Annotated in this window: 26 protein-coding genes; 1 reads left to right on the top strand and 25 read right to left on the bottom strand. The window is 53.4% G+C overall.

Annotated elements, in window-relative coordinates:
- Positions 1–104 precede the first annotated feature (104 nt).
- The 24 genes from BBD41_RS03885 to BBD41_RS04000 all read right to left on the bottom strand — a co-directional run bounded on the left by BBD41_RS03885 (position 105) and on the right by BBD41_RS04000 (position 23,725).
- Positions 105–1,022, bottom strand: coding sequence for a phosphotransferase enzyme family protein (locus BBD41_RS03885; protein WP_157929271.1), 918 nt, complete (start codon positions 1,020–1,022; stop codon positions 105–107).
- Between the two features lie 136 nt (positions 1,023–1,158).
- Positions 1,159–1,431: a CD3324 family protein gene (locus tag BBD41_RS03890; RefSeq protein ID WP_077565469.1), complete on the bottom strand. Its 273-nt coding sequence runs from the start codon at positions 1,429–1,431 to the stop codon at positions 1,159–1,161.
- 415 nt (positions 1,432–1,846) lie between these two features.
- Entirely contained in the window at positions 1,847–2,593 is a 747-nt protein-coding gene (locus tag BBD41_RS03895) for a DnaD domain-containing protein (RefSeq protein ID WP_099476785.1), read from the bottom strand.
- A gap of 18 nt (positions 2,594–2,611) precedes the next feature.
- Complete coding sequence (gene asnS, locus BBD41_RS03900; RefSeq protein WP_077565467.1) at positions 2,612–3,907, bottom strand: asparagine--tRNA ligase; 1,296 nt, start codon at positions 3,905–3,907, stop codon at positions 2,612–2,614.
- A gap of 29 nt (positions 3,908–3,936) precedes the next feature.
- Positions 3,937–5,145: an acetate/propionate family kinase gene (locus BBD41_RS03905; RefSeq protein ID WP_077565466.1), complete on the bottom strand. Its 1,209-nt coding sequence runs from the start codon at positions 5,143–5,145 to the stop codon at positions 3,937–3,939.
- Positions 5,142–6,014 carry a 3-hydroxyacyl-CoA dehydrogenase family protein gene (locus BBD41_RS03910; RefSeq protein WP_077565465.1) on the bottom strand — a complete coding sequence of 291 codons (873 nt, stop codon included), beginning with the start codon at positions 6,012–6,014 and terminating at the stop codon, positions 5,142–5,144. Before BBD41_RS03910 ends, BBD41_RS03905 begins: the two co-directional genes overlap by 4 nt.
- Positions 6,015–6,198: 184 nt before the next feature.
- Positions 6,199–7,701, bottom strand: coding sequence for an AAA family ATPase (locus BBD41_RS03915; RefSeq protein WP_007129866.1), 1,503 nt, complete (start codon positions 7,699–7,701; stop codon positions 6,199–6,201).
- Complete coding sequence (locus BBD41_RS03920; RefSeq protein WP_077565464.1) at positions 7,694–8,227, bottom strand: hypothetical protein; 534 nt, start codon at positions 8,225–8,227, stop codon at positions 7,694–7,696. Before BBD41_RS03920 ends, BBD41_RS03915 begins: the two co-directional genes overlap by 8 nt.
- 257 nt (positions 8,228–8,484) lie before the next feature.
- Positions 8,485–9,003 carry a cell wall elongation regulator TseB-like domain-containing protein gene (locus BBD41_RS03925; protein ID WP_099476786.1) on the bottom strand — a complete coding sequence of 173 codons (519 nt, stop codon included), beginning with the start codon at positions 9,001–9,003 and terminating at the stop codon, positions 8,485–8,487.
- Positions 9,004–9,030: 27 nt separating this feature from the next.
- Complete coding sequence (locus tag BBD41_RS03930; RefSeq protein WP_077565462.1) at positions 9,031–10,329, bottom strand: amidohydrolase; 1,299 nt, start codon at positions 10,327–10,329, stop codon at positions 9,031–9,033.
- Positions 10,307–10,969, bottom strand: coding sequence for a redox-sensing transcriptional repressor Rex (locus BBD41_RS03935; RefSeq protein WP_077565461.1), 663 nt, complete (start codon positions 10,967–10,969; stop codon positions 10,307–10,309). The genes BBD41_RS03930 and BBD41_RS03935 overlap by 23 nt, the downstream gene beginning before the upstream one ends.
- A 69-nt stretch (positions 10,970–11,038) precedes the next feature.
- Complete coding sequence (gene dinG, locus BBD41_RS03940) at positions 11,039–13,906, bottom strand: ATP-dependent DNA helicase DinG (protein WP_099480459.1); 2,868 nt, start codon at positions 13,904–13,906, stop codon at positions 11,039–11,041.
- A 239-nt stretch (positions 13,907–14,145) separates the two neighbouring features.
- Positions 14,146–14,775, bottom strand: coding sequence for a hypothetical protein (locus tag BBD41_RS03945; RefSeq protein ID WP_099476787.1), 630 nt, complete (start codon positions 14,773–14,775; stop codon positions 14,146–14,148).
- A 110-nt stretch (positions 14,776–14,885) separates the two neighbouring features.
- Positions 14,886–15,269: an aspartate 1-decarboxylase gene (gene panD / locus BBD41_RS03950; protein WP_028403611.1), complete on the bottom strand. Its 384-nt coding sequence runs from the start codon at positions 15,267–15,269 to the stop codon at positions 14,886–14,888.
- Positions 15,262–16,152, bottom strand: coding sequence for a pantoate--beta-alanine ligase (gene panC / locus BBD41_RS03955; RefSeq protein ID WP_099476788.1), 891 nt, complete (start codon positions 16,150–16,152; stop codon positions 15,262–15,264). Before panC ends, panD begins: the two co-directional genes overlap by 8 nt.
- Positions 16,149–17,027 (bottom strand): 3-methyl-2-oxobutanoate hydroxymethyltransferase, encoded by an 879-nt coding sequence (gene panB / locus BBD41_RS03960; protein ID WP_099476789.1) that lies wholly within the window; start codon positions 17,025–17,027, stop codon positions 16,149–16,151. Before panB ends, panC begins: the two co-directional genes overlap by 4 nt.
- A gap of 293 nt (positions 17,028–17,320) precedes the next feature.
- Positions 17,321–18,310, bottom strand: coding sequence for a biotin--[acetyl-CoA-carboxylase] ligase (locus BBD41_RS03965; protein ID WP_099476790.1), 990 nt, complete (start codon positions 18,308–18,310; stop codon positions 17,321–17,323).
- The gene (locus BBD41_RS03970; RefSeq protein ID WP_099476791.1) at positions 18,297–19,595 is read right to left on the bottom strand and encodes a CCA tRNA nucleotidyltransferase; all 1,299 of its coding nucleotides are present in this window, start codon (positions 19,593–19,595) and stop codon (positions 18,297–18,299) included. The genes BBD41_RS03965 and BBD41_RS03970 overlap by 14 nt, the downstream gene beginning before the upstream one ends.
- Positions 19,596–19,644: 49 nt before the next feature.
- Positions 19,645–20,808, bottom strand: coding sequence for an N-acetyl-alpha-D-glucosaminyl L-malate synthase BshA (bshA, locus tag BBD41_RS03975; RefSeq protein ID WP_077565455.1), 1,164 nt, complete (start codon positions 20,806–20,808; stop codon positions 19,645–19,647).
- A gap of 32 nt (positions 20,809–20,840) precedes the next feature.
- Positions 20,841–21,548, bottom strand: a complete 708-nt coding sequence (gene bshB1, locus BBD41_RS03980; RefSeq protein ID WP_099476792.1) for a bacillithiol biosynthesis deacetylase BshB1 — start codon at positions 21,546–21,548, stop codon at positions 20,841–20,843.
- A complete protein-coding gene (gene mgsA / locus BBD41_RS03985; RefSeq protein ID WP_007129852.1) occupies positions 21,545–21,967 on the bottom strand; it encodes a methylglyoxal synthase in 423 nt (140 codons plus the stop codon). The genes bshB1 and mgsA overlap by 4 nt, the downstream gene beginning before the upstream one ends.
- A gap of 17 nt (positions 21,968–21,984) precedes the next feature.
- Entirely contained in the window at positions 21,985–22,788 is an 804-nt protein-coding gene (gene dapB / locus BBD41_RS03990; protein WP_077565453.1) for a 4-hydroxy-tetrahydrodipicolinate reductase, read from the bottom strand.
- Positions 22,778–23,344 carry a tetratricopeptide repeat protein gene (locus BBD41_RS03995; protein ID WP_099476793.1) on the bottom strand — a complete coding sequence of 189 codons (567 nt, stop codon included), beginning with the start codon at positions 23,342–23,344 and terminating at the stop codon, positions 22,778–22,780. Before BBD41_RS03995 ends, dapB begins: the two co-directional genes overlap by 11 nt.
- Positions 23,345–23,395: 51 nt before the next feature.
- Positions 23,396–23,725, bottom strand: coding sequence for a nucleotide pyrophosphohydrolase (locus BBD41_RS04000; RefSeq protein WP_099480461.1), 330 nt, complete (start codon positions 23,723–23,725; stop codon positions 23,396–23,398).
- A 227-nt stretch (positions 23,726–23,952) separates the two neighbouring features.
- Here BBD41_RS04000 and BBD41_RS04005 point away from each other — a divergent pair, with 227 nt between their 5' ends.
- Positions 23,953–24,822, top strand: coding sequence for a YitT family protein (locus BBD41_RS04005; protein ID WP_099476794.1), 870 nt, complete (start codon positions 23,953–23,955; stop codon positions 24,820–24,822).
- A 63-nt stretch (positions 24,823–24,885) separates the two neighbouring features.
- On the opposite strand, the gene BBD41_RS04010 is transcribed toward BBD41_RS04005, so the two are convergent.
- Positions 24,886–25,755 (bottom strand): sporulation protein YpjB, encoded by an 870-nt coding sequence (locus BBD41_RS04010; protein WP_099476795.1) that lies wholly within the window; start codon positions 25,753–25,755, stop codon positions 24,886–24,888.
- Positions 25,756–25,795: the final 40 nt, after the last annotated feature.

Consider the following 25,795-nt stretch of genomic DNA (forward strand, 5'->3'; position numbering starts at 1 on the left):
GTAGAAATTAGTGATTCTGCCTCCTATTCACTGGGTCAAGCTTGCGGAACAGAAAGGACTCCCCCATTAGAAACGCCTGAATATAGGCCAAGGCGTACGGCTGCTCAGCCCGCGCTCCTTCCCATTCCAGCGGATTGGAAGCATGGTGGCTGTAGTTCTCCATCATGGTCATGATAAAAAAAGCACTCCAATTGCTTCACTTCATCCTCGCGCATTTGGCGGGTTCCATGATATGCCCGGAGCATATTCCGCCGCTGTTCCGGCCCGAGCGCGAGCAGGATTGCTGCTGCGTCATACAGAAAATAACCGAAACCGCATCTTCCGAAATCGATCGGACGAGGGTCATCCTCGTCGAATACGATATTTCCAATGTGCAGATCGGCATGGATGAGTCCATAGGTATGCGCGTTTCTTTTCATTCCTGCAAGCGCTGTACGGATCTTTGCTGCTGCATGCCCATACAACCGCCATTCCGGCTCTGTTAAAAAGCTGCTGTAATATCGCGCAAGTCTGGTCATGGCCTCGTCAAAGCTGCGTGCTCCCCATCGCGGCCTGATGAACCCGGGAGGAAGTACGATGCCTTCCACTGCCTGATGAAGCCTCTGGAGCAATTGGCCAACGTTATACACCTGTTGATCCGTGATTCCCTCCGCAGCCGGTTGCCCATCAATCCAATTCATCAGCGTTATATATGAAGAGGAATTGCCATCGTCCGTACGAAGCTCTATCACGGTTTCTCCGTTTCGGTCAGGAACGCCTGAGTCGACTCCTTGTAATGCTTCGAGAAAGAACAGCTCCGACTGGATCTCCGCTTTGCTTCGCCGATCCAAGTGGATCCGCAACAGATGCTTGTCCTCCCCCGCCGTACGAATACGGTAGGTTGCACATTCGGAAAATCCGATAAACGCCACATCGGCTCCGTGCAGTTCATAATGCTTGCACGCGGACCCTGCCAGCTTCTGCGCCTTGTCCAGTAAAGCTGCCCGCGTTTCTTCCGCATCCACTTTTATATCATGCTCCATCTCTACACCTCCCGACTCGATTCTTACATCATCGATTCTAGCCGGCAAACCATGCCCAGGGATATGCAGCAAATGAGTTGAACCAATGTAAACACAAAAAAGCCACATTAGAACGTGGATCTAATGTGACTTGCGCTTACTTGTTGTTTTTGGTATAAACGATTTTCTTGATCGAATCGCACGACAGGCAATAGTGTGAGGACAGTTCGTCGATGGAAGCCCCCTCCGCAAATTTCCGGCGGATTTCCTCGTTCCTATTTTTCAAATAGGCCCTGCTTCCGGAGTTCTCTCCCCATTTCTTCCGCAGCCCCTCGGGCTTCGGGATGTACACCATCTTGCCCTGCACATATTTCTGAACTTCCTTCAGCAGCTCCTCAGGAAGTATAATATCCGCGTTTATATATTTCATGGCATCCTTGCTCCTTAAAATGTAAATTCGAAATTTTAAGGATGCAAAGTCCACGTGATAAACGGCCTCTTTTCACCAAGAGGAAATCAGGCGGTAACCATCTTCTCGCTCCATGCAAACAACCGCCGTTGTTCATCAAATAGACTTTGCATAGAGCACACTGTCAACTTCTTCATATTGGGCCCCTCCCTTCTAGATAATGGAATTCCGACAGGTTACGTTCATTATATCGAAAAGAACGCTCGAAGTATACCTGAGTGATTGAGCCGAAGCCTACGACTCCGGGATCAACGCATGAACATAGATCGTTCAAAGACGGAAAATCCGCTGTTTCAAGCATTGGTCCTTTGCCAGGGAATTTTTTAATAAAGTTCACCAAACAAAAACAACACGCCTCTAAGGGCGTGCTGCTTGTCTATCTTCCGATATTTCTGAATTTCTGCGTATAAGCTTTGGCATCCTGGGCCGTGCGCACGCGATTGCGGCTCCACTCCAGCAGAATCCGGTCGATGTAGCGAAAATGCAGCTTTCCGGCAAACACCGCTTCCTTCAAGGCCAGCAGGATCAGCTCATCCGGATAACGGTCCGCATCCACCCACCCGGAGATCGTCTCGAGTTCCATCGGTGACAGCGGGCGGCCGAACTCCTTCTCGAAAATGGTGAACAGATTGCGCTCTTCCTTCTCCGGAACCGTCCGGGCTCCTGCGGATTCCGGCGAAGCGGACCCTCCTCGACCCGAGAGCGGGGACTGCGGTTTGCTTCGGTCCGGCTGAGGGGCCGTATCCTCTTCGGCCATGCAATCCGCCAGCTTCTTGTACAACCCGTTCAGGTTGTACCGCTCATAATGGATTCCTTGCGCTCCGTCGACGTATTCATCGATACCGAGAAGCCCTTCCTTCATGAGCCGCTGCAGGCTGGGAGCGATCGAAGCAGCTGGAATGCCCGTTACATCGGACAGCTCCTCCAGGGACGGAAATGCCTTGAATTCGACCTGCTGAAAACCGATCAAATGGATCAGCAGCATCGCCTCTCGGTCCGTCAGGCCCAGCTTCCGGTAGTAGCGAAGGAGCGAGTACGGTATAATCGCCATGCCCTGGCTCATTCCCGCTGCCGCGCCGTCGGCCCAAGATCCCCGGCTGCCGCCGGCATTGCCGTGATCCATAGACTCACCTCTCACGGCTTATGGATACAACCGATACAATGTTCTTGGGAACGGAATCGTTTCACGCACATGATCCAGCCCGCAGATCCAGGCTACCGTCCGCTCCAGTCCGAGCCCGAAGCCGGAGTGTGGAACCGTTCCGTATTTCCGCAGATCCATATACCACTGGTAGGTGTCCATCGACAGGTCATGCTCCTTGAAGCGCTCTTCGAGCAGCTGCGGATCGTCGATCCGCTGCGAACCGCCGATGATCTCGCCATAGCCTTCTGGCGCGATCATGTCCGCGCACAGCACGACTTCCGGACGGTTCGGATCCGGCTTCATGTAGAATGCCTTGATGCCGGCCGGATAATGCGTAATAAAGACCGGCTTGTCATATTTTTCGGCAATCGCCGTTTCATGCGGCGCGCCAAAATCCTCACCCCAAGGAATATCGAAGCCTTGCGTGTGCAGGAATTCGATGGCCTCGTCATACGTAATCCGCGGGAACGGAGCCTGGATCGCTTCCAGCTTCGAAATATCGCGGCCGATCGTTTCCAGCTCCCGGCGGCAGTTTTTAACGACCGATTGCACGACATGAGCGATGAACTGCTCCTGTACCTTCAGACTCTCTTCATGGTCCGTGAACGCCATTTCCGGCTCGATCATCCAGAACTCGATCAGGTGACGGCGGGTTTTCGATTTCTCGGCCCGGAATGTCGGACCGAAGGAGTAGACCTTGCCAAGTGCCATGGCGGCCGCTTCCATATACAGCTGTCCGCTTTGCGTCAGATAGGCATCCTCATCGAAATACTTCGTATGGAACAGGTTCGTCGTTCCTTCCGCGGATGTCGGCGTCAAAATCGGCGGATCCACCAGCGTAAATCCGTTCGTATCAAAATACTCCTGAATCGCACGGATAATTTCCGCACGGATGACCATAATCGCGCGCTGCTTCTGCGTACGCAGCCACAGATGGCGATGATCCATCAGAAAATCGACGCCGTGCTCTTTAGGCGTAATCGGATAATTCTCTGTCAGATGGATGATTTCGATGCCCGTTACCGTCATCTCATAACCGGATTGGCTGCGGGGCTCCTCGCGGATCTCGCCCGTTACATAGAGCGAGCTTTCCTGCGTCAGGCTTTTTGCATCATTCCATACCTGCTCGGACACTTCATTCTTAACGACTACGCCTTGAATATATCCGGTACCGTCCCGAAGCTGCAGGAATTGAATCTTGCCGCTGGAACGCTTGTTGTTAATCCAGGCGCCGATGGTTACCGTCTCACCGACATGCTGGCTGACGTGACGAATCACACTTTTGGTGGCCATGCTTAAATCTCTCCCTTTATCACTGCGAATTAACGGTATAAAGCTTGTACGATACGATGCGTATCCCGAGCGATAACCAATTCCTCGTTGGTAGGAATGACAAGCACCTCGACCTTCGAATTCGCCGTGGAAATGCGGCGAGGTTCGCCGGAACGAATGCTGTTCAGCTCCTCATCCAATTCTACGCCGAGATAGGTAAGCTGCTCAAGCACCTTTTTGCGGAGGACAATCGAGTTTTCCCCTACGCCCGCCGTAAATACGATGACATCCACGCCGTTCATCGCGGCAGCGTAGGACCCGATATATTTACGGAGCCGGTACTCGTACATGTTGAATGCCAAAGTCGTATTCGGCTCGCCTTTTTCCATGCCTTCCGTAATTTCGCGCATATCGCTGCTAATTCCGGAAATCGCGAGCAAGCCGCTGTGCTTGTTCAGCATCGAATTCACTTCATTGACGGTAAGCTCTTCCTTATGCATGACAAAAGGAACGATGGCAGGATCCAGGTCGCCGCTGCGCGTACCCATCATCAAGCCTTCAAGCGGCGTCATCCCCATCGATGTATCGACCGACTTTCCGCCGTCAACGGCGGTCAGGGAAGCCCCGTTACCAATGTGGCAGGTAATGATCTTGAGCTCTTCGATCGGACGGTTCAGAAACTCGGCTGCCGCTTGGCTCACATAAGCATGGGACGTACCATGCGCACCGTAACGACGTACTTTATATTTATTATAAAGAACTCTCGGGATAGCGTACAGGTATGATTTTTCCGGCATCGTCTGATGGAAGGCAGTATCGAACACAACGACCTGCGGTACGCCCGGCATATTCATTTCCGCTGCCCGGATCCCCATCATGGAAGCGGGATTGTGGAGCGGAGCCAGGTCGAACAGGCGGCGGATTTCCGCCTTGACTTCGCTGTCTACCAGGGCCGATTCCTTGAAGGACTCGCCGCCGTGGACGACCCGATGGCCGACGGCCTGAATGCTGTCGATGGATTCGATGACGCCATGCTCTTCATTCGTCAGCATGCCGAGCACTTTGCGGATCGCGGTCGTATGCTCCAATATTTCGCTGACCTCGGTCACTTCCTGTTTCCCGGTCGGCTTATGGGTCAGAATCGAGGAATCCATCCCGATCCGTTCCACCAGGCCTTTGGCCAGTACGGATTCATCCTCCATATTGTATAGCTGATATTTAAGCGAGGAGCTGCCTGCGTTAATTACGAGAATATTCATATCCGGTCACCATCCTTGTCGTACTTGAAAAAGCCCTCGCCGGTCTTCACGCCCAGCTGTCCGGCACGCACCATCTTCTTAAGCACGATGGACGGACGGTATTTCAGCTCGCCGTATTCGCGGAACATGCGTTCCAGTGCGGCAAGAATGGAGTCAAGACCGAAACGGTCCGCCATTTCAAGCGGCCCGTGCTGGAAGTTGTAGCCGATTCGCATCGCATCGTCGATATCTTCCGCAGACGCTACGCCTTCCTGAAGCAGATGCAGCGCTTCGTTGATCATGAGCGTAATCATGCGCGTCGTTACGAAGCCAGGAGACTCATAGACCATAATGCCTTTCTTGTCAGCCACTTCCTCGACGAAACGCTTCGTTTCGGTAAACGTCTGCTCGGACGTTTTCAAGCCGCGAATAATTTCAACGAGATCCACCTTGGATACGGGATGTATAAAGTGCATGCCAATAACACGCTCGGGATATTTCGTGGAGCTGGCAAGCTCCGTCAAGCTGAGCGTGGATGTATTGCTCGCCAAGATGACACTGCTCGGACATACTTGGTCAAGCTGTTCAAATACTTCCTTTTTTGCATCCAAATCTTCTATAATCGTCTCGATGACCATATCGCAGGTACCAAGCTCCTTGATATGCGTCACCTTCTGAATCCGGCTAAGGATAAGCTTCTTCTCTGCCTGCGTGATGCCCCATTTCTCCAGCTGTTTATCCAGACTGGTTTCGATCATGCGGTATGAATAGTCCAATCTCTCTGGAGATTTCTCAACGAGCAGCACGTCAAGCCCTTTGGCGGCGAGCATTTCCGCAATGCCCTGCCCCATCGTACCGCCGCCGACAACGCCGATTTTTTTGAAGTACATGGTTTCTACTCCACCCTTTCCTTATCTCTATACAGTATTGTACCCCTATTTGTCGAAAAATGCATTTTTAGAAGTAGTTCAAAAAATTAAAAAACCGACTTTTTGAACATGCATTTTTAGAGCACAAAATATAATAATATCTTAGCATGAGAAAAAAGTAAAAAAAAATAACCAGCATAACAAATTATGCTGGTAAAAGCGCGTTTTCACGAAATTGACAACGAAACTGCTCACCGGACAGGATTTCCTCTTTCATCAGGATGTCAAGCGAATTGTCGAATATCGCCCGATTCCGTTCCAACAGGCCTTTCGTCCGGGACATGAGCTCTTCTAGGATCATATTATTCTCCCGCATCAATTCCTCGGTCGTAACCATATTCATGTTGATGATGCCGAGTGAGGTTAAGCCGGATTTCATCATCGTCTCCACAATGTTCAGCGATTGCTCAAAGTCATTGCTGGAGCCCGTGCTCCGTCCGCCGTAATAAATTTCTTCCGCGGCAGCTCCGCCAAGCGCGATCATAATCTGCTCTTCCAGGAACGATTTCGTATAGAGATACTGCTCCTGCTGCGGATTGTGACGCACATAGCCAAGAGCCTTGCCGCGCGGGCTGAGCGCCACCTGCTTCACGCTGCCGGGACGTACGAGCTCCGCCATAATGGCATGACCCAGCTCATGGATCGCTACCCGCTTCTTCTCCTCGATATTGGATTCGCGGTCTGACCGCTCACCCATCATGACCTTATCGATGGCCATGGACAAATGGCGCTGGTGAATGAATTGCTCATTCTCGCGCATCGTGTAAATCGCCGCTTCGTTCATGACGCTTTCCAGCTGGGCGCCCGAGAAGCCGTACGCTTCCTCGGCGATTTTCTCAAGGTCCACATCCTCATGCAGCGGTTTGTTGGCCGCATGCAGTCTCAGAATATGGGCTCGTCCCTTCTTATCGGGCAGATCCACCTGAATATGACGGTCAAATCTTCCCGGACGAAGCAGGGCGCTATCCAGCATCTCCTTGCGGTTCGTGGCGGCGATGACGAGAATACGCGGCGCTTCGGTCGAATAGATCCCGTCCATTTCGGTCAGCAGCTGGTTCAGCGTCTGATCATATTCGCGCTGCTGCCCGCCTTCACGCTTCCCGCCGATGACGTCGATCTCATCGATAAAGATAATCGCGCTCTGTTTATTCTCCTTCTCGGCCCGGGTGCGGGCATCCTTGAACAAATCCCGGATGCGTCCTGCGCCGACGCCGACATACATTTCAACGAATTCGCTGCCGGATGCAGCCACGAAGACGGAATTGGTATAATGGGCGGCCGCTCTGGCCATGAGCGTCTTCCCCGTCCCCGGAGGACCGGTGAGCAGAATGCCCTTCAGCGGACGAATGCCGAATTTCTTGATATCTTCATGCCGAATCAGAAAATCAAGTGCTTCCCGGAGCTCCTGCTTGGCATTGTCCTGCCCGCCGATCTCTTCAAAGGTCAGCTTCGAAGGACCCGCTTTCTTGCGTTTGCGCTCATTGCCTGCTCCGACGGCGATCCCGCCTCGCATCTTTGCGATGAACAGCAAACCGCCTACAAGAGCAACCGCAATGATGACCGGCACGATATTCACCCCGATAAAAGCCAGGAACACCAATAATACCGGGACAAAGCCGATCGCTACTTCTTTTGTCCATTTAGGCATGGCTCCACACCTCCATTTTGCCGGGCTGACGCGGCAGGATGATGAATTTACCGGACTCTCCATCCGACAGGCTGATGTAAACATTGTTGTCGTCGATCGTCGCTTTCGCCTTCAAATTCGGAGTATCGGCTGCCAGCCGATCCAGGGAGGTTTGAATGTTGGTATACTGCTTGTTGTCCATAGCTTCCGCAACGGACAGCATCGCCTTTTCCCACCACTCGTCCAAGGCCTTCGAGGAGTGGTCCTCGACTTGAATTTTAAGCTCCCGGCTGCCAATTACGGATTTGCCTTCCCGCTTGATATGCTGAACCAAGTCCTGCAAATTCGTGTCCGGAGCCAGATCGAGTTTCAAAGATACGGCATCCTGTTTAATATCTATATGAGAACTTTTCACGCCTTCATATTGGGAAACGACATCGGCCAGCGGACTTTGAACAGCGAAACGCTGATATAGAAACCATCCGCCGAAAAGCACCAATGCCGAAATGACAACCGTCAGCATGATAGGGACAATGCGTAGTTTCATGAAGTGCCTCCTTCAGTAATAATTTGTAGAAATTATCTATCACTTTATATAGAACAACATATGCTATGACTAATAGATTATTATTTGCCTTGTGAGTACAACAATGAGTATATCATATAATCTATACTTTTTCATGCCTTCCTGTGAAAATATTAAGAACAGTTTTTCCATTTTTTTCAGACAACGCTTTCAAACTCAAAACAAAGAGGCTTGCTTGTACAACCGCGTACAAGAAAGCCTCTTTCTGTATAGCTGATTTATTGATTTGGAAGAATAATGTCCTCTCCGATCGCCTGTCCGTCCTGGAAGCGATAGAACCGATAACCTAATTGGCCCTGATTCTCATATTGGAGCTGCCATGTATACTCGCCTTCGTACATTACAGGGAGCAGTCGCTTGACCACAGCACCCGGCATCTCCTTCCGAATCTGCTCGCGCATCTGCTCTTCGGACAATCCGTTGCCGAGCAGCTCGGCCTGAACCGCGTCCTTGCCCTCTACAGGCATGTTGTCATCCGTAAACTTCACCCAAACCATGATCTCCTGCTGGTTCTGATTCGTGCCGGTGATGACCCAATAATTGTTGTTCTCGCCCCAAACCGATTTGTAGGTTTTATCTTTCGTCACCAGGCCGCCATGCTGACGAGCGGCTTGCACCGCCAAGCTTTCCTCATTCCACGTGTCCTTCATGACATAGGAATAGTACAGCTGCACGCACAGCAGCGCCAGCAGCAGCCCGGATATACTAAGCAGTATCCACTTTGTTCTCTTTTTCAAACCGTCTGATCCTCCCCTTAATCTGCCCTAAAGGGTCGAAAGACGCTCGAATGAACGCTGGGCTTCACGGCGGATCCGTTCCTCATCCAGCGTGAGGCAGGAGCCGTGCTTAACAACCTGCTTGCCGTCAACCCATACATGCTCCACATCCTTGGCGGATGCCGAGTAAATCGAATGCGAAATGTAATCCGTGCGCGGCAGGAAATGCGCTTGATCGGTATTCAGCGCGATCATGTCGGCCTTCATCCCGACGGCCAGTCTGCCTACGTTATCAAGAAATGCCGATTTCGCTCCATACTCGGTTCCCATTCGAAGCGCTTCGGCTGCCGGAACGGCTGTCGGATCGCCGCTGACGCCCTTGTGGATAAGAGCGGCCAGACGCATCTCTTCGAACATGTCCAGGTTGTTATTGCTCGCTGGTCCATCGGTTCCCAGGGACACCGTCACGCCTGCTTTCAACAGCTCGGGCACGCGCGCAACCCCGCTGGCGAGCTTCAGGTTGCTGCCCGGGTTATGGGATACCGCCACCTGATGCTTAGCCAAGATCTCAATCTCTTCATCCGTCAAATGCACCGCATGCGCAACGAGCGCCGGACGCGAGAACACGCCAAGCTTCTCCAGATGGGCCACCGGGCGCAGTCCATAGTCATTCACATTCTGCTGCACTTCGGCTGCCGTTTCGGACATGTGGGTATGGATCGGCAGATTCAAATCATGCGCCGCTTGAACGAATTTCTCGATAAAGTCCGGCGGGCATGTGTAAGGCGCATGCGGCGAAATCATCGTCGTGATCCGCCCCTCCGCCTGACCGTGCCAGTCTTTCGCAAAAGCAACCGCTTCATCCAGCTTCTGCTTCTGCACTTCTGGCGGGCATAAGCCGATGACGCCTCTCGTCAGAACTCCCCGCATGCCGGAGTCTTGGACAACCTTCGCTACCTGATCCATATGGTCATACATGTCAACGAAGGTTGTCGTACCGCCCTTCAGCATCTCCAGCACCGAGAGCGAAGTGCCCCAATAGACATCGTCTGCCGTAAACTTCGCTTCCATCGGCCACATCTTCTCCTGCAGCCAAACTTGCAGCGCCAGATCGTCGCCAAAGCCGCGGAGCAGCGACATGGCTGCATGCCCATGCGTGTTGACGAGCCCCGGAAGGAATAACAGATGCGTCCCGTCCATCACCCGGGTTTCGGCATCGACCTGAGGCTCTTCTTCCCCCAGATACGTGATGCGGTCGTCCTCCACAACCATATACCCGCGGATAACCGGTTGTCCTTCCTGAAGCACGGCAAATGTTCCGTTCTTAACCATCCACTTCGTTGTCATGCTGTGCATCCTCCTTCCCATTGTCCAAATAGTAAGCCAGGCTTTGCAGATCCGTCGTAAAATCCGCGGTATGAATGCGGATGTGGGACGGTGCCTTCAAAATCGTCGGGGCAAAATTCAAAATCGCCTCGATTCCGGCATTGATCAGCTGATTGGCTACGTTCTGCGCTTCAAAGTCCGGAACCGTAATAATCCCGATTCGAATGCCGTATTCCTGGACCGTCTGGTCCAGCTCTTCCATCGGCTGCACCGTCAAATTATTGATCTTAAGCCCGATCTTCGGAGGATACGAGTCGAAAATCGCCACAATCTTCATATTATCCTTCAGAAATGCGTTGTAGTTGGATAGCGCATGTCCGAGATTGCCCGCACCGACCAGCGCAACGTTGATCTTCTGGTCCAGCTTCAGGATTTGGCGGATTTTCTCAATGAGATAGGAGACATCATAACCGATGCCCTTCCGGCCGAAATCACCGAAATAGGCCAAATCCTTACGGATTTGGGCCGGATTCAGGTCGAGCTTCTGCCCAAGCTCCTGTGAGGAGACGGTGGACACCTCCCGCTTATGAAGCTCATTCAAATAGCGCAAATAGACTGGCAATCTGCGGACGACGGCCTCTGAAATTTTATCCGATTTCATGCATGCTCCCCCTATTAATAGGATGATAGTTCATCGCTTCCAATGTAATAACCCTGCTCCCCTCGAGGTTCACTCTTTTTCATTTTCCCTTTCCTGGAGCCACTGCGCAATACGAGGGACGATCCCCTCGGTCGGCATATGCTCCATCTTCGGTCCGGGCAGGGAATACAAGAAGTATTTTCCATAATATGATTCGATCACCCGCGTATCGTAGACAATCACGATCCCCTTATCGTGGGCAGTCCGAACAAGCCGCCCGAAGCCCTGCTTGAAGCGGATGACCGCTTGCGGCACCGAAAGCTTCATGAACGGATTCTTCTTCTGCTGCTGCAGCAGCTCGCTCTTCGCCTCGACCAGCGGATGGTTGGGCGGCTGGAACGGCAGCCGGACAATCGCCAGGCAGGTCAGCGCTTCTCCGGGAATGTCAACGCCCTCCCAGAAGGAGCTGGTCCCCAGCAGAACTGAGGCGCTGCTATCCTGGAACCGGCGAATCAGCTTCGTACGGCTCGTTCCATCCATTCCCTGGCCAAGCACCGTAATATCGCTGGCAGCCAGCGCTTCCTTAAGCGGCTCATGCACCTGGCGGAGCATCCGATAGGACGTAAACAGGACGAGCATACGACCATGGGTCGCTATTGCCGCTTCGGAGAGCGACTTCACGAGCGTGTTTACAAATACCGCATCCCCCACAGACCCCTTCACGCTAGGAAAATCCCGCGGAATGACAAGCAGCGCCTGCTCCCTGTAATTGAACGGGGAGGGCAGCTGAACCGTGTTCAGATTTCCTGCGTCCGCCGCTTCCTGGAGCCCTAAATTGTCGATCATGAATTGAAACGATTTATCGACCGACAGCGTCGCCGATGTGAGAATCACGCTCCGCTTCTTGTCAAAAAACAATTCCTTCAAATGCTTGCTGACATCAACGGGCACGGCGTAGAGCTGCAGCGACTTGCTGCGGAAATTGCCGTTGGCCTCCATCCAGTACACGGTGCCTTCGTCGTTCAAAGCCATGAAGGACCGCAAATCCTCGCGGTGCGCAGCCAGATCCTTAAACAAGCCCGACAGGTCCGTCAGCAGGCTGTCCGCACTGTAATCGTCCAGCTCTTCCTTTATTTCGGCGACGAGCTTGTCTCCCTTGCGCACGACATCTCCCAGCGTAACGTGAATCTGCTGTTCCAGCTCGGCGAGCGTTCCCCAATCCTTCGGCTTCTTCGCAGGCGAGAGCCGCAGCGAATACTGCCCGGCATCTCCCGGCGAAGCGTCGCCGCGTTCCGGGAGCAGGCCGAACAGCTGGTCGCTGAGGCGGTCCCAAGTTTCTTTCACCGTGATCAGATCAGGATAGATCCGGTCGATGACCGCCGACCATTCCCCGGATTTCTCATGCGGAGAAGCCTGCAGCAGCTGCCGCAGCGCAGGGAGCTGCCCGCTTCGGCTGTCCTTGTACAGACGGGTCAATGTATGAACCACCGTAAAATATTTCATCTGCAGCCCGAGATGCTTGCCTGCCACATCCTCCAAGTGATGGGCTTCGTCGATGACGAGCCGTTCATAGCTCGGAAGCAGCTGGTGGTTCGCTTTTACGTCGGTAAACAGCTTGGAGTGATTCGTGATCACGACATCCGCAATGCCGGCCTCATGCTTCGCCCGATGGTAGTAGCACTTGCGGAACCAGGGGCAGCTGCGTCCAAGGCATGAATCGGAATCGCTGGCGATCGTTTCCCAGAAATCGCCCCCGCGGCCGCCGAGATTCAGCTCCTCGTCGTCGCCGCTTTCGGTTTGCGTGAGCCACACCAGCATCTGGGCCGCCGTGATGACGTCCTCCTTCGGCGAATGAAAATCTCTCCTATTTATTTTATGTTCAAATTTTCTCAAACACAAATAATGACCTCTTCCCTTAAAAATGGCTGCTTTAAAAGGGAATGGCACTACCTGGGTAAGCAGAGGTATGTCCCGGTCTCGAAGCTGCTCCTGCAGGTTGATCGTATGCGTGCTGACCATCACCTTCTGCTCCTGCTTGACGCTTTGGTAAATGGACGGAAGCAGGTATCCAAGCGATTTGCCCGTTCCGGTGCCGGCTTCGATCAACAGATGCTTGTCTTCTTCAAGAGCCTGCATCACTTCCTGGAACATCATGTCCTGCGCATCCCGGCTCTCATATTGCGGAAGCACTTCCTTCAAGCGTCTCCGAACCTCATCCATATACTCTTCGAAGCTCATGTTTGCCAGCGGATTAGGCTCGGCTTCATCGCGGACCGGGGCGATATCCGTCCAGTCCTCAACGCCTAATGCGAATTGGCGGTAGTAGGTATGAATGCTGCCATCCTGGACGGCCTGCATCTCCCGCTCCACGCGGATGCCGTCAAAGAACCAGGCCAAATCGCTGTCCTCTTCCGCAAACAGATCACTCAGCCGCTGTATGGTCAGCAGGGGAAGCTCATCGATTTCCTGCAAGCATTTCAGCAGCACATTCGCTGTGGCAAGCGCATCGCTGTCCGCCTGGTGCGGACGGTCATGCTCGAGGCCGAAATGCGAGGATACCATGCCGAGCTGATAGGATGGCAGTGAGGGGAAGCATATTTTCAAAAAGTGCATCGTATCTAAAATCCGGCCGCTGAACGGCAAATAACCGCAGCGATCCAGCGCGTTTTGCAAAAAGTTAAAATCGAAAGCCACGTTGTGCCCGACCAGGACCACATCGTCCAGCATGGGCACGAGCTCCATCATCATTTCCTCCAAGGATGGCGCATCGGCCACATCGCTGTCGGAAATTCCGGTCAGACCGGTAATAAACGGAGGAATCGGAATCCCGGGATTGACGTACGTGCCGTACACGCGGGAGATGCCCCGATCCTCTTCGATGATGGCCAGCCCGACCTGGATAATTTCATCGGCAGACTGGTTGCCCGTGGTTTCAAAATCCAATACGGCAAATTTCATTTCGTTAAAATCCCTTTCTTCCAGACTAATTAACAGCATACCAGAAGTTGCGGCTTTTGAACATTCCGGCATACAGAATACCGGCTCCCATGCTCCGGATTCGTTCGCGCATCACAGGTTTCCGCGTGTCCCTGATAAGGTAATTGAAGGTAACCGGTATCCCTTGTTCAAACGGCAAAAAGCGATGCTGAAAAGCTCAATCCCTGAGCCTTAGCATCGCTTCTTGTTCAATCTGCTGCTTACAGCAGCGAGATCAACTGACTGCCGTACTGCAGATCACCCCGGTTTTTCTTGCAAACCTCTAAATTGATTATCGGGTCGGGTAATGTCGGGTCGCTGTGAATCGCAAGCGTAAAACATTCCTCTGCCTCCGCCTGGCATCCGTTTAAAGCTTGAACGCAGCCGAGCGCATTATACACAATGGCCCGCAGCTTCCGGTCTTCGGCCATCGGCAGGATGGACATGAGCACGTCGGATGCCTGTGAGGTCTCCCCCAAGTGGAGCTGGGATAGTGCAATGTACAGCTTAATCAAGAGACTTTCCGGATAAACGGCTGCAGCGAGCTTGAACTGCGCGATCGCCGGCTCAAACATCAGCAGCTTGTAATAGCCTTGTCCCCGGATGAAGGCATCATGCTGCAGCTCAGGCGCCTCGGTCGGCGGAAAAACCGGAGGAGAAACGGCAGATTCGCGGAAGACGGCCATCCGTTCCTCGAAACGGAGCCATTCCTCAATAATGCCGTCGCTCATGCTTTTCAGCATATTCCAGTTTTGTACAAGCGCCTGCTTTTTAGGGCCATTAGCGGTAGGGTAATGCTTCACAATTTCATCTAACATGTTGTTCATTTCGGCGAATACATGTTGAAACATAGCGTGCATCCCACCCTTAGCGAAAAAATGAGATCAGTGCGTCGACCTGAACTCATTTTTTGTAGAAGTGGTGCTTTTCATCCCTTTATGCTCCCGACACATTTTGGTCATTACAGCATTGCAGCGTGTACTTCGCGGTATGATGTCGTAACGGGCTTATTGTTCTCGTCAACGATGACGACCGTCGGCGTGTGGTTCTCATACTCCTCTTTGGACATCATGGCATAAGAAATAATGATGACGTTGTCCCCCGGCTGAACGAGCCGTGCAGCAGCTCCATTAAGGCAAATTACGCCGCTGCCGCGCTCTCCTTTAATGACATAGGTCTCCAGCCGGGCGCCGTTATTATTATTCACGATTTGAACCTTTTCATTCTCAAGCAGGTCCGCCGCTTCCATAAGGTTCTCATCGATGGTAATGCTGCCCACGTAGTTCAAATTCGCTTCCGTAACGGTTGCACGGTGAATTTTGGATTTCATCATTGTTCTAAACATGGGAATCCCCCACTTTCGGTTGAATTAACGCATTATCGATCAGGCGCGTACGGCCGAACCGTACAGCGAGCGCCATAATGACTCCATGGTCAGTCCCCGCGACACGCTCGGAATCCGCAATCGGCGCAAGCTCCGGGAACGTGAGCACCTCGGCGTAATCGATATCGGCCAGCGGCGACTGCGAAATATGCTCACGAAGCAGCGTCCGGATCTCGCCTGCCGTCACCTCGGTGCTTTGCTCAAGCAATGCCTTCGCCGCCTTCAGGGAGCCGGACAAGACCAGCGCCTGTCTCCGCTCTTCCGGGCTCAAATAAACGTTGCGGGAGCTTAGGGCCAGGCCGTCGGGTTCACGGACAATCGGACATGGGACAATGCTTACGTCCATATTCAAATCCCGAACCATCTGCTCGATGACGGCCACCTGCTGTGCATCCTTCATTCCGAAGAAGGCATAGGCCGGCTTTACGATATGAAACAACTTGGATACAACGGTGGTCACCCCGTCAAAATGCCCCGGACGCGAAGCGCCGCATAGCAGCGAGGTAATCTCCGCTACGGCTATCTTCGTTTTTGTTGGTTGGGGATACATTTCCTCCACGGACGGGATGAATACGGCATCCACCCCTTCTGCTTCCGCCAGGGCCAGGTCCCGCGCTTCGTCTCTCGGATAGGTCTCGTAATCCTCACCCGGTCCGAACTGGATCGGATTGACGAATATGCTGACAACAACCGTTCCGCACATTTCTCTGGCCTTGCGCATCAGGCTCGCGTGTCCTTCATGGAGATAACCCATGGTCGGGACAAGTCCGACGGCACCGCTTCCTTCGTTTTGTTTTGCTTGGATAAATGCTCTTGCTTCCGCAATGGTGCGAATGACGTTCATGAAGTGCCCACCTTTTCCTTATTGCCGCCGTAGAGCGCCGGTTCGGAGGCTTGTTTATTCTCGGATTTGAATACATGCTCTTCGGCCGGGAACGAGCGGTCTTTGACCTCTCTTACATATTGAGCGATTCCGTCTCGGATGACGGATCCGATGTCCGCGTAAGTTTTGACAAAGCGTTTGTCGCGGTACGGGGATGCGTACTTCAAGATATCATGGTACACAAGCACTTGTCCGTCACAATATCGGCCCGCGCCGATCCCGATGGTCGGGATGGCCAATGCTTTCGTAATCTCGGCTGCGGTCTCTTCCGTGACAAGCTCCAGCACCACCGCGAAGGCGCCTGCTGCCTCGAGCGCTTTGGCATCGTTCATCAACCGCTTGGCATCCTCGGCGTCCTTGCCTTGAATCCGGTAGCCGCCGATCTGATTAACCGACTGCGGAGTGAGGCCGATGTGTCCGAGCACGGGCACGCCCGACTGAACGATCCGTTTGACGGTATCGGCGATTTCAGCGCCGCCTTCGAGCTTAACGGCATGCGCATGTCCTTCCTGCATGAGTCTGCGCACGCCTTTCAGGCTTTCGTCGATTCCCCCGTGATACGTCATAAACGGCATATCGGCAACGATGAACGTATACTCCGCACCGCGGGCCACGGACCGCGTATGGTACACCATGTCATCCAGCGTAACCGGAATCGTTGAATTGTAGCCCAGCACGACGTTGCCGAGGGAATCCCCGACCAGGATCATATCAATATCCGCTTCCTCCGCCAGCTTTGCGGACGGGTAGTCGTAGGCGGTCAGCATGCTGATCGGCTTGCCGTCCCGCTTCATATTTCTCATCTTAACAATGTTCAATGGTTGCTTGCCTGCCATTGTGACACAGCCTCCCTGTCGTATAAAGTATAAGCACAACAAAAAAACCTTTTAGCACAGCTTTGCTAAAAAGGTCCGAAAGGCAAAAAAGAGTCACTCGCGATCGTCCCTTCTGTCTCGGTCCTTTCGGCTCAGAGCAGAATCCAACGTAACCGGCATAACAGTTATGAAGGTGTTCTATAATAAGGCATGATTTCAAAAGCTACTTGCCAAGAGTGCAGCTCGCAATCGATTGCGATACCGCCTCTGGCTATAGTATAACAAAGTCCGAAATTTTTTTCACCCTGTTTGATTTACCTGGTATTAAAAAGAATTTCGCCGGAATATACCGGAACCGTCTCACCTGCGTCGCTGCGCACCATCAGCGCGCCGTCCTTATTCAAGCCGGTAGCCGTTCCCGTGAAATCGCCTTGCGGCGACTGCACCCGGACTTCGCGCCCGACCGTGCCCGACAGCGCCTCCCATGCGGAAGCGATAGGCTCAAAACCCTGCTCATTATATAATTCGTAGAGAACTTCCATCTCCTGCATGATCGTTTGAATCAACTCCGTCCGGTTGACGACGTTTCCGCCCGCCATCCTTACCGAAGTTGCCACGCTTCGCAGCTCCTCCGGAAAATCGGTCTCCTTCAGGTTTACGCTGATTCCGATTCCCGCAACACAATAACGGATCCGCCCGTCTTCGGCAGTGGATTCCAGCAGAATGCCGCAAACCTTTTTCCCTTGATATAAAATATCGTTAGGCCACTTGATTTGTGTCTGCACACCCGCTGATTTTCCGATGGCGCGGCATACCGCCACACCTGTGAGCAAAGTCAGCTGCTGGGTTAAATGCAGCGGCTGCTTCGGCCTTAGAATCAAGCTCATCCAGATACCTTTGCCGCGGGGCGAATGGAATTTGCGCCCCATCCGGCCGCGGCCGCCCGTCTGCTCCTCCGAGATGACAAGCGTCCCTTCGGGCGCGCCTGCCTCCGCAAGCTCACGTGCATCCTCTTGGGTCGACACGGTTCGGTCCAGCAGCTTGATCTGCTTTCCGAAGGAGCAGCTCTTCATCCCGGCTGCCAGCAGCTGTTCATCCAGCACGTCGGGCTCGTCCACCATGCGGTAGCCGAGCCTCGGAAGGGCTTCGAACTCATATCCGAGGCTGCGGAGCTTGTTGATCTGTTTCCATACCGCCGTGCGGCTGATAGACAGCCTGCGGCTGATTTCTTCTCCCGACAGGAACTGACCGGGATGCTCCTGGAACATATGGAGCAAGGAATACTCTTGATCATGATCCTTCATGATTCATTACCACCCGCTTTGCTTCATCAATCAACGATTCCTTATCGTTGTTAATCTGGCCGGCCGCAGCATGCAGCAGCAGCTGCCCGAGCAGCTCGCCAAGCCATGGTCCGCCGCGTTTGCCAAGCGCCTGTACGAGCTCATTACCCGTCACGGCCAAATCCTTCAGACTCCGGATCGACATCTCCTCCAGCCAACCGGCAAGCTGCCTGTTCGCAGTTTGCGCCATCGCGGGGGCACCGGCTTGATGGAGCGCCCGCTGCATCAGCAGCCAGCCATCAGCCGATTCCTTCCCATGCGTAAGCGCAAGGCGAACCCATGAAAGCTTATCCATTCCTTCTTGATTGGCCCCGGTAAGCTTAAGCCATTCTTCTTGAATGGACATCAGGCTCACGATGTTCTGCCGCTGCTTGTTGGAGAATGTCCACCCCCGCAGCAGCTCGTCCGCGGCGGGGGATTGGATGCCGCAAGCCAGCAGGAGGAGCGACCAACGGATATGCGCATGTGCCGGGTCGATGAGCGGGATCGCCGATATCATGCGATCGTCATGGCCGGCATAAACGAACGGTGCTTTCATCCGTGAATAAAGCCCGCTGCGGACGAACATGCTCAAGCCCCGAAGCGGCGAAGGACCTGCCATAATTTTTTCGAATTCGCTTCGGATGCGCTCCATGGCGATAAAGCCTAGCGTATCTCTTTCCGCCAGGATCCCCATCCATGTTCGCGGCGCGATCGAGAAGCCGAATACCGAAGCGAACCGAATGCAGCGGACCATGCGCAGCGCGTCTTCCCGGAATCGCAAGGAAGCGTCCCCCACGCAGCGGATCCTGCGCCGGTCGATATCCGCCCGCCCGCCGAACGGATCTACCCATGTTCCGTCAAGCCCGATCGCCATCGCATTCATCGTAAAATCCCGCCGTCTCAGATCTTCTTTGACCTCTCCGACAAAAGCCACCTCCGTCGGATGCCGGTGGTCCTCGTATCCGCCTTCAATGCGGAAGGTCGTCACCTCAAAGGCATCGTCTTCCACAAGAACGGTTACCGTCCCGTGCTGGATGCCGGTTGGAATGACCTTCGGGAACAGCGAGGCCGTAATCTCCGGCCGGGCAGAGGTCGTGATGTCCATATCGCTGACCCGGCGGCCCATATACTCATCGCGAACGCAACCGCCGACCCAATAAGCCTCGTAGCCGTGCTGAAGCAGCGTCCGGATGACTTCCGCGCTCCGATCCGCCATGGTTTGATCCGCATATCGCCATTGTATTGATTTCTGCCCATTACTCATGATTTGACGTTCCTTTTTTATCCGAAAAATAGACGAGAGGATCTGAGCTTCAGCCGCATACCGGCTTCAGCTCGTTAACCTCCCGCCCCAATACTCGGTAATAGATTTGCTCATACTTGCCGCGAATCAGCTCATTGCAGAACATCGTTGTGGCGCGCTGAAGGCAAGCCTTGCGCATCCGCTCCCCAAGCTCCGCATCTTTGAATATGGTAAGCACATGCTCCGCCATCGCCGCCGTATCGCCGATCGGGGCCAGGTAGCCCGTCTCGCCGTGCGTGACCAGCTCCGGAATCCCGCCGGCCGTAGAGCCTACCGTCGGCACGCCGCAGGCCATCGCCTCCAGTGCAACTAGGCCGAAGCTTTCCTTCTCGGATGGAAGCAGCAGCACATCGGCCATCGAGATGACATGCGCAATTTCGTCTTGCTTGCCGAGGAAATGAACCTTATCCTCCAGCCCCATCTCCTTGATGCGGCATTGAATCTTCGGAAGCTCCGGCCCTTCCCCTACCAGCAGCAGCTTCGCAGGCATATTCTGCTGGACCCGATCGAATATATCCAGCACATCCCCTACCCGTTTAACCGGGCGGAAGTTGGAGATATGCATGAGTACCTTCTCCGCCGGGCTGGCGTAGTCCCTGCGGAGCGATTCCGAATGCCGAGGATAGTACACTCTCGGATCAACGAAATTATAGGTCAAGTCGATGTCGCGGGTAATGTCGAGCAGCTCCCTTGTCTCGCGGATCAAATCCTCGGAAACCGCTGTTACGGCATCACTCTCATTGATCGCCAACCGGATCAGGTCCTTCAGAGATTCGTCCTGGGCCAGCACCGTGATGTCGGTCCCGTGAAGCGTCGTTACGACTTTCAGCTGGTCCCCCACCATCTGCTTGGCGAGGAATGCGCAGACGGCATGCGGAACCGCATAATGTACATGAAGCACGTCAAGCTGCTGCATGTTCGCCACCTGCGCCATCTTGGTCGCCAGCGAAAGATCATAAGGCGGGTACCGGAATACATAATAATCGTTTACTTCTACCTCATGATAGAAAATATTTTTATGAAAGGAGCCCAAACGAAACGGAATGCTGTGTGCTATAAAATGAACCTGATGGCCTTGTTCCGCCAAAAGCTTCCCAAGCTCCGTCGCCACCACGCCAGACCCGCCCAATGAAGGATAGCAGGTAATCCCGATTTTTAAAGGTTGCTGTTTCATATAAGGCCTCCTTAAACGTCACCTTCTGTATATTATGCCTGTTTGGAGCCGAATAGATGAACGGTATACGGACTTTTCGAAGCAAAGCCTTCCGCGTATGGAATCAGGCTGCGAGCTCCCAGTAACGAATCCCTGGCCCGCACGCGCTCGATATACCCCTCGGTCAGCGGCGTGGACACGGAATTCTCGTCCGTCTTCTCAAATTGCGAGCGGTAGCAGGAGAGTGCCTGTTCCTTCGTGCCGTAATGCTCGGTCACGTCCACGATCAGATCCGTTCTGCCGATATCATTAATGAAGTAAAAATAAAGCTCGTCCACTTTGACCGGCGGAAGCTCAGGCAGATACCGCCGCAGCTTCGCATTAAACACCGCCTCTTCAACAAGACGACTGGCAGCCACGTGATCCGGATGCCGGTCTTCCCAGTACGGTGCAAACACGATGGACGGAGCATGCTTCCGAATCTCGGCCGTGATCCGCTCGACATGCTCGGGCGTTACGAATAATCCTCGATCGGGCAGTCCTAAGTTTGTTCGGACCTTAAGGTTTAGCACCTCGGCTGCCTGCTTCGCTTCCTCCCGGCGGATTTCCACCGTCCCATTGGACGACATCTCTGCCTGCGTAAGATCGCATATACCGACGGACCGTCCTGCCGCAACATGCTTGGCGATCGTGCCGGCCATGCCGATCTCCGCATCATCCGCATGCGCGCCGAAGATTAATATATCCAGCTTGTCGCTCATTGTCCGTCCACGCCCGGCTTATACTTATGAACGAGCTCCCGCCATGCAAAATCTCCGCGGTCCAGTGCTTTGACCAAAATTTCTGCCGTTGCCACATTCGTTGCAAGCGGGATTCCCTGAACATCGCACAAGCGAAGCAGAGCGTTAATGTCCGGTTCATGGGGCTGAGCCATTAACGGATCGCGCAAGAAAATGATAAGATCCATCTCATTGTCCGCAACGAGCGCTCCAATCTGCTGATCGCCGCCAAGCGGGCCGGAAGCGAATCGGTGAATGCTCAGCTCGGTCTGCTCCATAATGCGCGTACCTGTCGTGCCGGTCGAATATAACTTATGGTCTTTAAAAACGCCCTCATAGGCGATAACAAAGTTGACCATCTCTTCTTTTTTACGGTCGTGTGCGATAAATGCAATATTCATCTGATTTCTCCCCTATGTTAGTCGATAAAATGATCAAATCCATAGATTAATCCGGTATACCCCATTACCTTCTCGATTGCCATCTTCACGCCCGGCATATATGCTGCACGTTCATAGGAATCGTGACGAATCTTCAAGCTTTGTCCGTAGCCGCCGAATATGACCTCCTGCTGCGCGAATACGCCGGGAAGCCGCAAGCTGTGGATACGGAATCCTTTGTAATAACCGCCTCTTGCGCCTTCGATAACCTCTTCCTCTTTCGGATTGCCTTGCCGGATTTCCTCGCGGTTAGCGGCTATCATCTCAGCCGTTTTGATCGAGGTCCCGGACGGTGCGTCCAGCTTCTGATCGCCATGCGTTTCGATGATTTCAACATGCGGCAGGTATTTGGCCGCTTGCGCCGCAAACTTCATCATCAGAATGGCCCCGATCGAGAAGTTCGGCGCGATTAATCCGCCGATTCCCCGCTCCTCGCACTGCTTGTCCAGCTCTTCGATCTGCTCCGGCGTGAAGCCGGTAGTGCCCATGACCGGGCGGACACCGTGCTTAATCGCCAGCGCCGTATTGCTGTATGCGAACTGAGGCGCCGTAAAATCAACCATAACGTCAGGCTTTGACTCTACCAGCGCCATTTCCAAATCCGATGTCACTTCAATACCGCAGGCCGGAAGACCTACCAGGGTCCCCGCATCCTTGCCCGCATCCGACAGCCCGACCGCTGCCGCCAGCTCGAGCTCAGGATCCCCCAGCACGAGCTTCACAACCTCTTTACCCATCCGCCCGCCGGCGCCGACAACGATTACCGATATTTTATCTGCCATTTTCATGTCCTCTCTTTCTGTCCGATGCCGGTTCTTGCAAATATGATTTCAGCCGCTGCTTAAGCTCTTCCATAATATGCTGCAGACTGCTCTCCTGCGGAAATAATGCTATCACTTCCCTCAGGGTGGCAATAGCCAAGGCATGCTCATTCAGCTCGCTATAAACGAGGGCAAGCCATACATAGGCTTGCGAATGTAACGGATCCATTGCAACGGCGGACTTCAGGTGCGAAACCGCCTGGTACAGCTCCGACTTGGTGACATCCGTACGCCCCTCGACCATTTTTCTAGCCTTTTGAACCAGCTCAGCAGCTTTGATATGCTGCAAATGAAGGGCGTATTCAGGTTTGTCCGGCTGAAGCCGCACCGCTTCCTCCGCGTGGGAGATTGCCATTTCCAGCCGGTTGCTCCGGCCGTACGTGATCGAGCAGCGATAATGAACCTCGGCATCCCCGGGATTGGCCTGGATCGCTTCCTCGAACCAGCGGAGCGCCTCTTCGAAATCATTTTGAAGTATGCATCGGTATGCTTTTTGTATATAAGTTTCCGATTTCACTGGCTGTCCCTCCCCCGCAGCGGGTTTTGGTACAGCATATGTAACAGCGGCCTAATCGGTGTTTATTTTCGTCCACCGGTCGGCGTCACGCGTCGTGAATTTGTGCATCACTTTATTATGGGCTTCGGTCAAATCAATGCCAAGCGAATTCGCGAAGCAGATCGTGATGAACAAAATATCGCCAAGCTCGAGCTCAATGGAATTGTCCGCTTCATCCGCTTTCTTCGGCTTCTCGCCGAATTGGTGGTTAACCTCGCGTGCCAGCTCGCCAACCTCTTCCGACATCCGGGCCATCATGGACAACGGGCTGAAATATCCTTCTTTAAATTGCGAGATGTAGCGATCGACTTCCTGCTGCATTTCAGCCATTGATTTTTCCAAGATCATTAACTCCCTTCAATGCTCGTTTTCTTCCAGGCTTGTGCCCGATCTTTCCGAATCCGCCTCATGCCATGAAGGGATCCCAAGATTGTTTTAAACCTATGTTATCGTAAAGCGGTTTTGAAAACAAATATTTTTTATCCCATCCCCGATCGGTACATACTAGGCGGGTTAATCTGGAAACCTGAACATAACGGAACATTACAGACCAGAATGCGAGGGGTAACATGAAATCAATCAAATGGCTTGGACAGCTTCAGTTGATCATCCCGATCATGCTCGGGACGGCGATTTATGCTTTCGGACTGCTGTACTTTATCATTCCGAACGAATTGATGGAAGGCGGCGTTACCGGCATTACCGTACTTCTTAATTATGCGTTCCATATCGCCCCCTCCATCTCTACGATCGTCATCAATATCCCGCTGTTTCTTCTCGGCATGAAAATTCTTGGCAAGCGCCAATCCATCTATACCGGGCTCGGGATCGTTTCCTTAACGCTGTTCCTCTGGCTGTTCGAGCTTCTGATCGACAAGGGCTGGATGATCCCCTTCCGGACGGAGCATGATTATATTCTCGCCTCCCTTTACGCTGGAGTCACGCTGGGCACAGGACTCGGAATCGTGTTCCGTTTTGGCGGAACGACCGGGGGCTCCGACATTATCGCCCGAATCGTTAACCGGAAGCTTGGTTTTAGCATGGGGCAGGTGATCTTGAGTCTGGATATCCTTATCATCGGGCTGTCCTTGTTTTTTATCCCGCTTGAACGGATTCTGTATACCCTGGTTGCCGTATTTATCGCTTCCAAGGTAATCGACTTTATCCAGGAGGGGGCGTATGCCGCCAGGGCCTTTACCATTATCAGCGATCAGGCGGAGAACATCGCCGGCCGCATCACCGTTGACATGGAGCGGGGAGTGACATTGATCCCGGCGATAGGCGTATACTCCAAAAAAGCCAAGCACATCATTTACTGCGTCGTTTCCAGGCAGGAAATCAGGCGGCTGACCGGGATCGTCAAATCCGTCGATCCTAAGGCGTTTATGATCATAAACGATGTCAATGATGTGCACGGGGAAGGATTTAAAGAAGAATAGCCCGGCTTTCGCCGGGCTGTTCATAATTTGCTGCGTTGACGCTGCCCCTTGGCCCATAAGCTTTTAGGCCTTGGGCGGAAACAGCGGCTTGGAGCTGTTCAGCTGTCCCCGATATTTCCGGTACCCTGCAAAGGTTAACGCAGCCAGTATGATTGCGCCTATGACGACCTGCCAGGTCCACGGCTCCTTTACTTCACCGAGCGGAGCCAGGGCGGGCTCATCCCTCTTTTTACCGAATAAAGCATTGACGAGCTCTTCCCCTTGCGGAACGATCCGCTGAACTCCCTCGGTATCTCCGGACGATACGAGTCCGCCCGCATAAGAAAGCCAGGACTCGACCATATTGACTTCATCCGGCTTGCGCTGGATGATGACCGATGGACGAATGAGCTCATAATGGCCCTGCAGGCTCTCGAATGCGCCTGACATTCCCTGCTTATCCTGCTTACCCGCAAACTCCTTCATCCTATCCAAATCTTCTCTTACGACCTTAAAATACTGCAGCCACAGCGCGTCCTTCGTATGGGTCAGGCTGTCCGCGGCCAACCGCAGCTTCCCAGCGGTCAACATCCAGTGCTCCGGATCCTGGGAGGCATGCGCTGTCGCTTCCTTCATTTCAATGATGCTCTCAGCCAGCACATGAATGCCTTCGACTCCGGTTAAGCCCTGAAAAGAGGAGGCTTCAAAGATGCCTGACACTCTCCTGACCTGCTCCAAAACCGCCTGGATATTGCCTTCTTCAACTTGACGATACAGCAGCTCCACTTCCTTATTAAATGCCTTCGCTTGTATCGGGGCAGCGGGTGAGGATTCGTCTGCATCATATGCAGCGGCCGACCCCGCCCCTATCGGATTCCCCGTGCCGATCGCGAATACGAGCAAAATGAGAACAGCAGGTACGTATCGGCTCAGTTTAGGCATGTTTCGTAACATGGGACATCCCTCCTACCGTATATGTTATGGCAGGAGGGAT

Origin of the sequence: Paenibacillus ihbetae, from assembly GCF_002741055.1 — a bacterium.
Taxonomy (GTDB): Bacteria; Bacillota; Bacilli; order Paenibacillales; family Paenibacillaceae; genus Paenibacillus_AQ; species Paenibacillus_AQ ihbetae.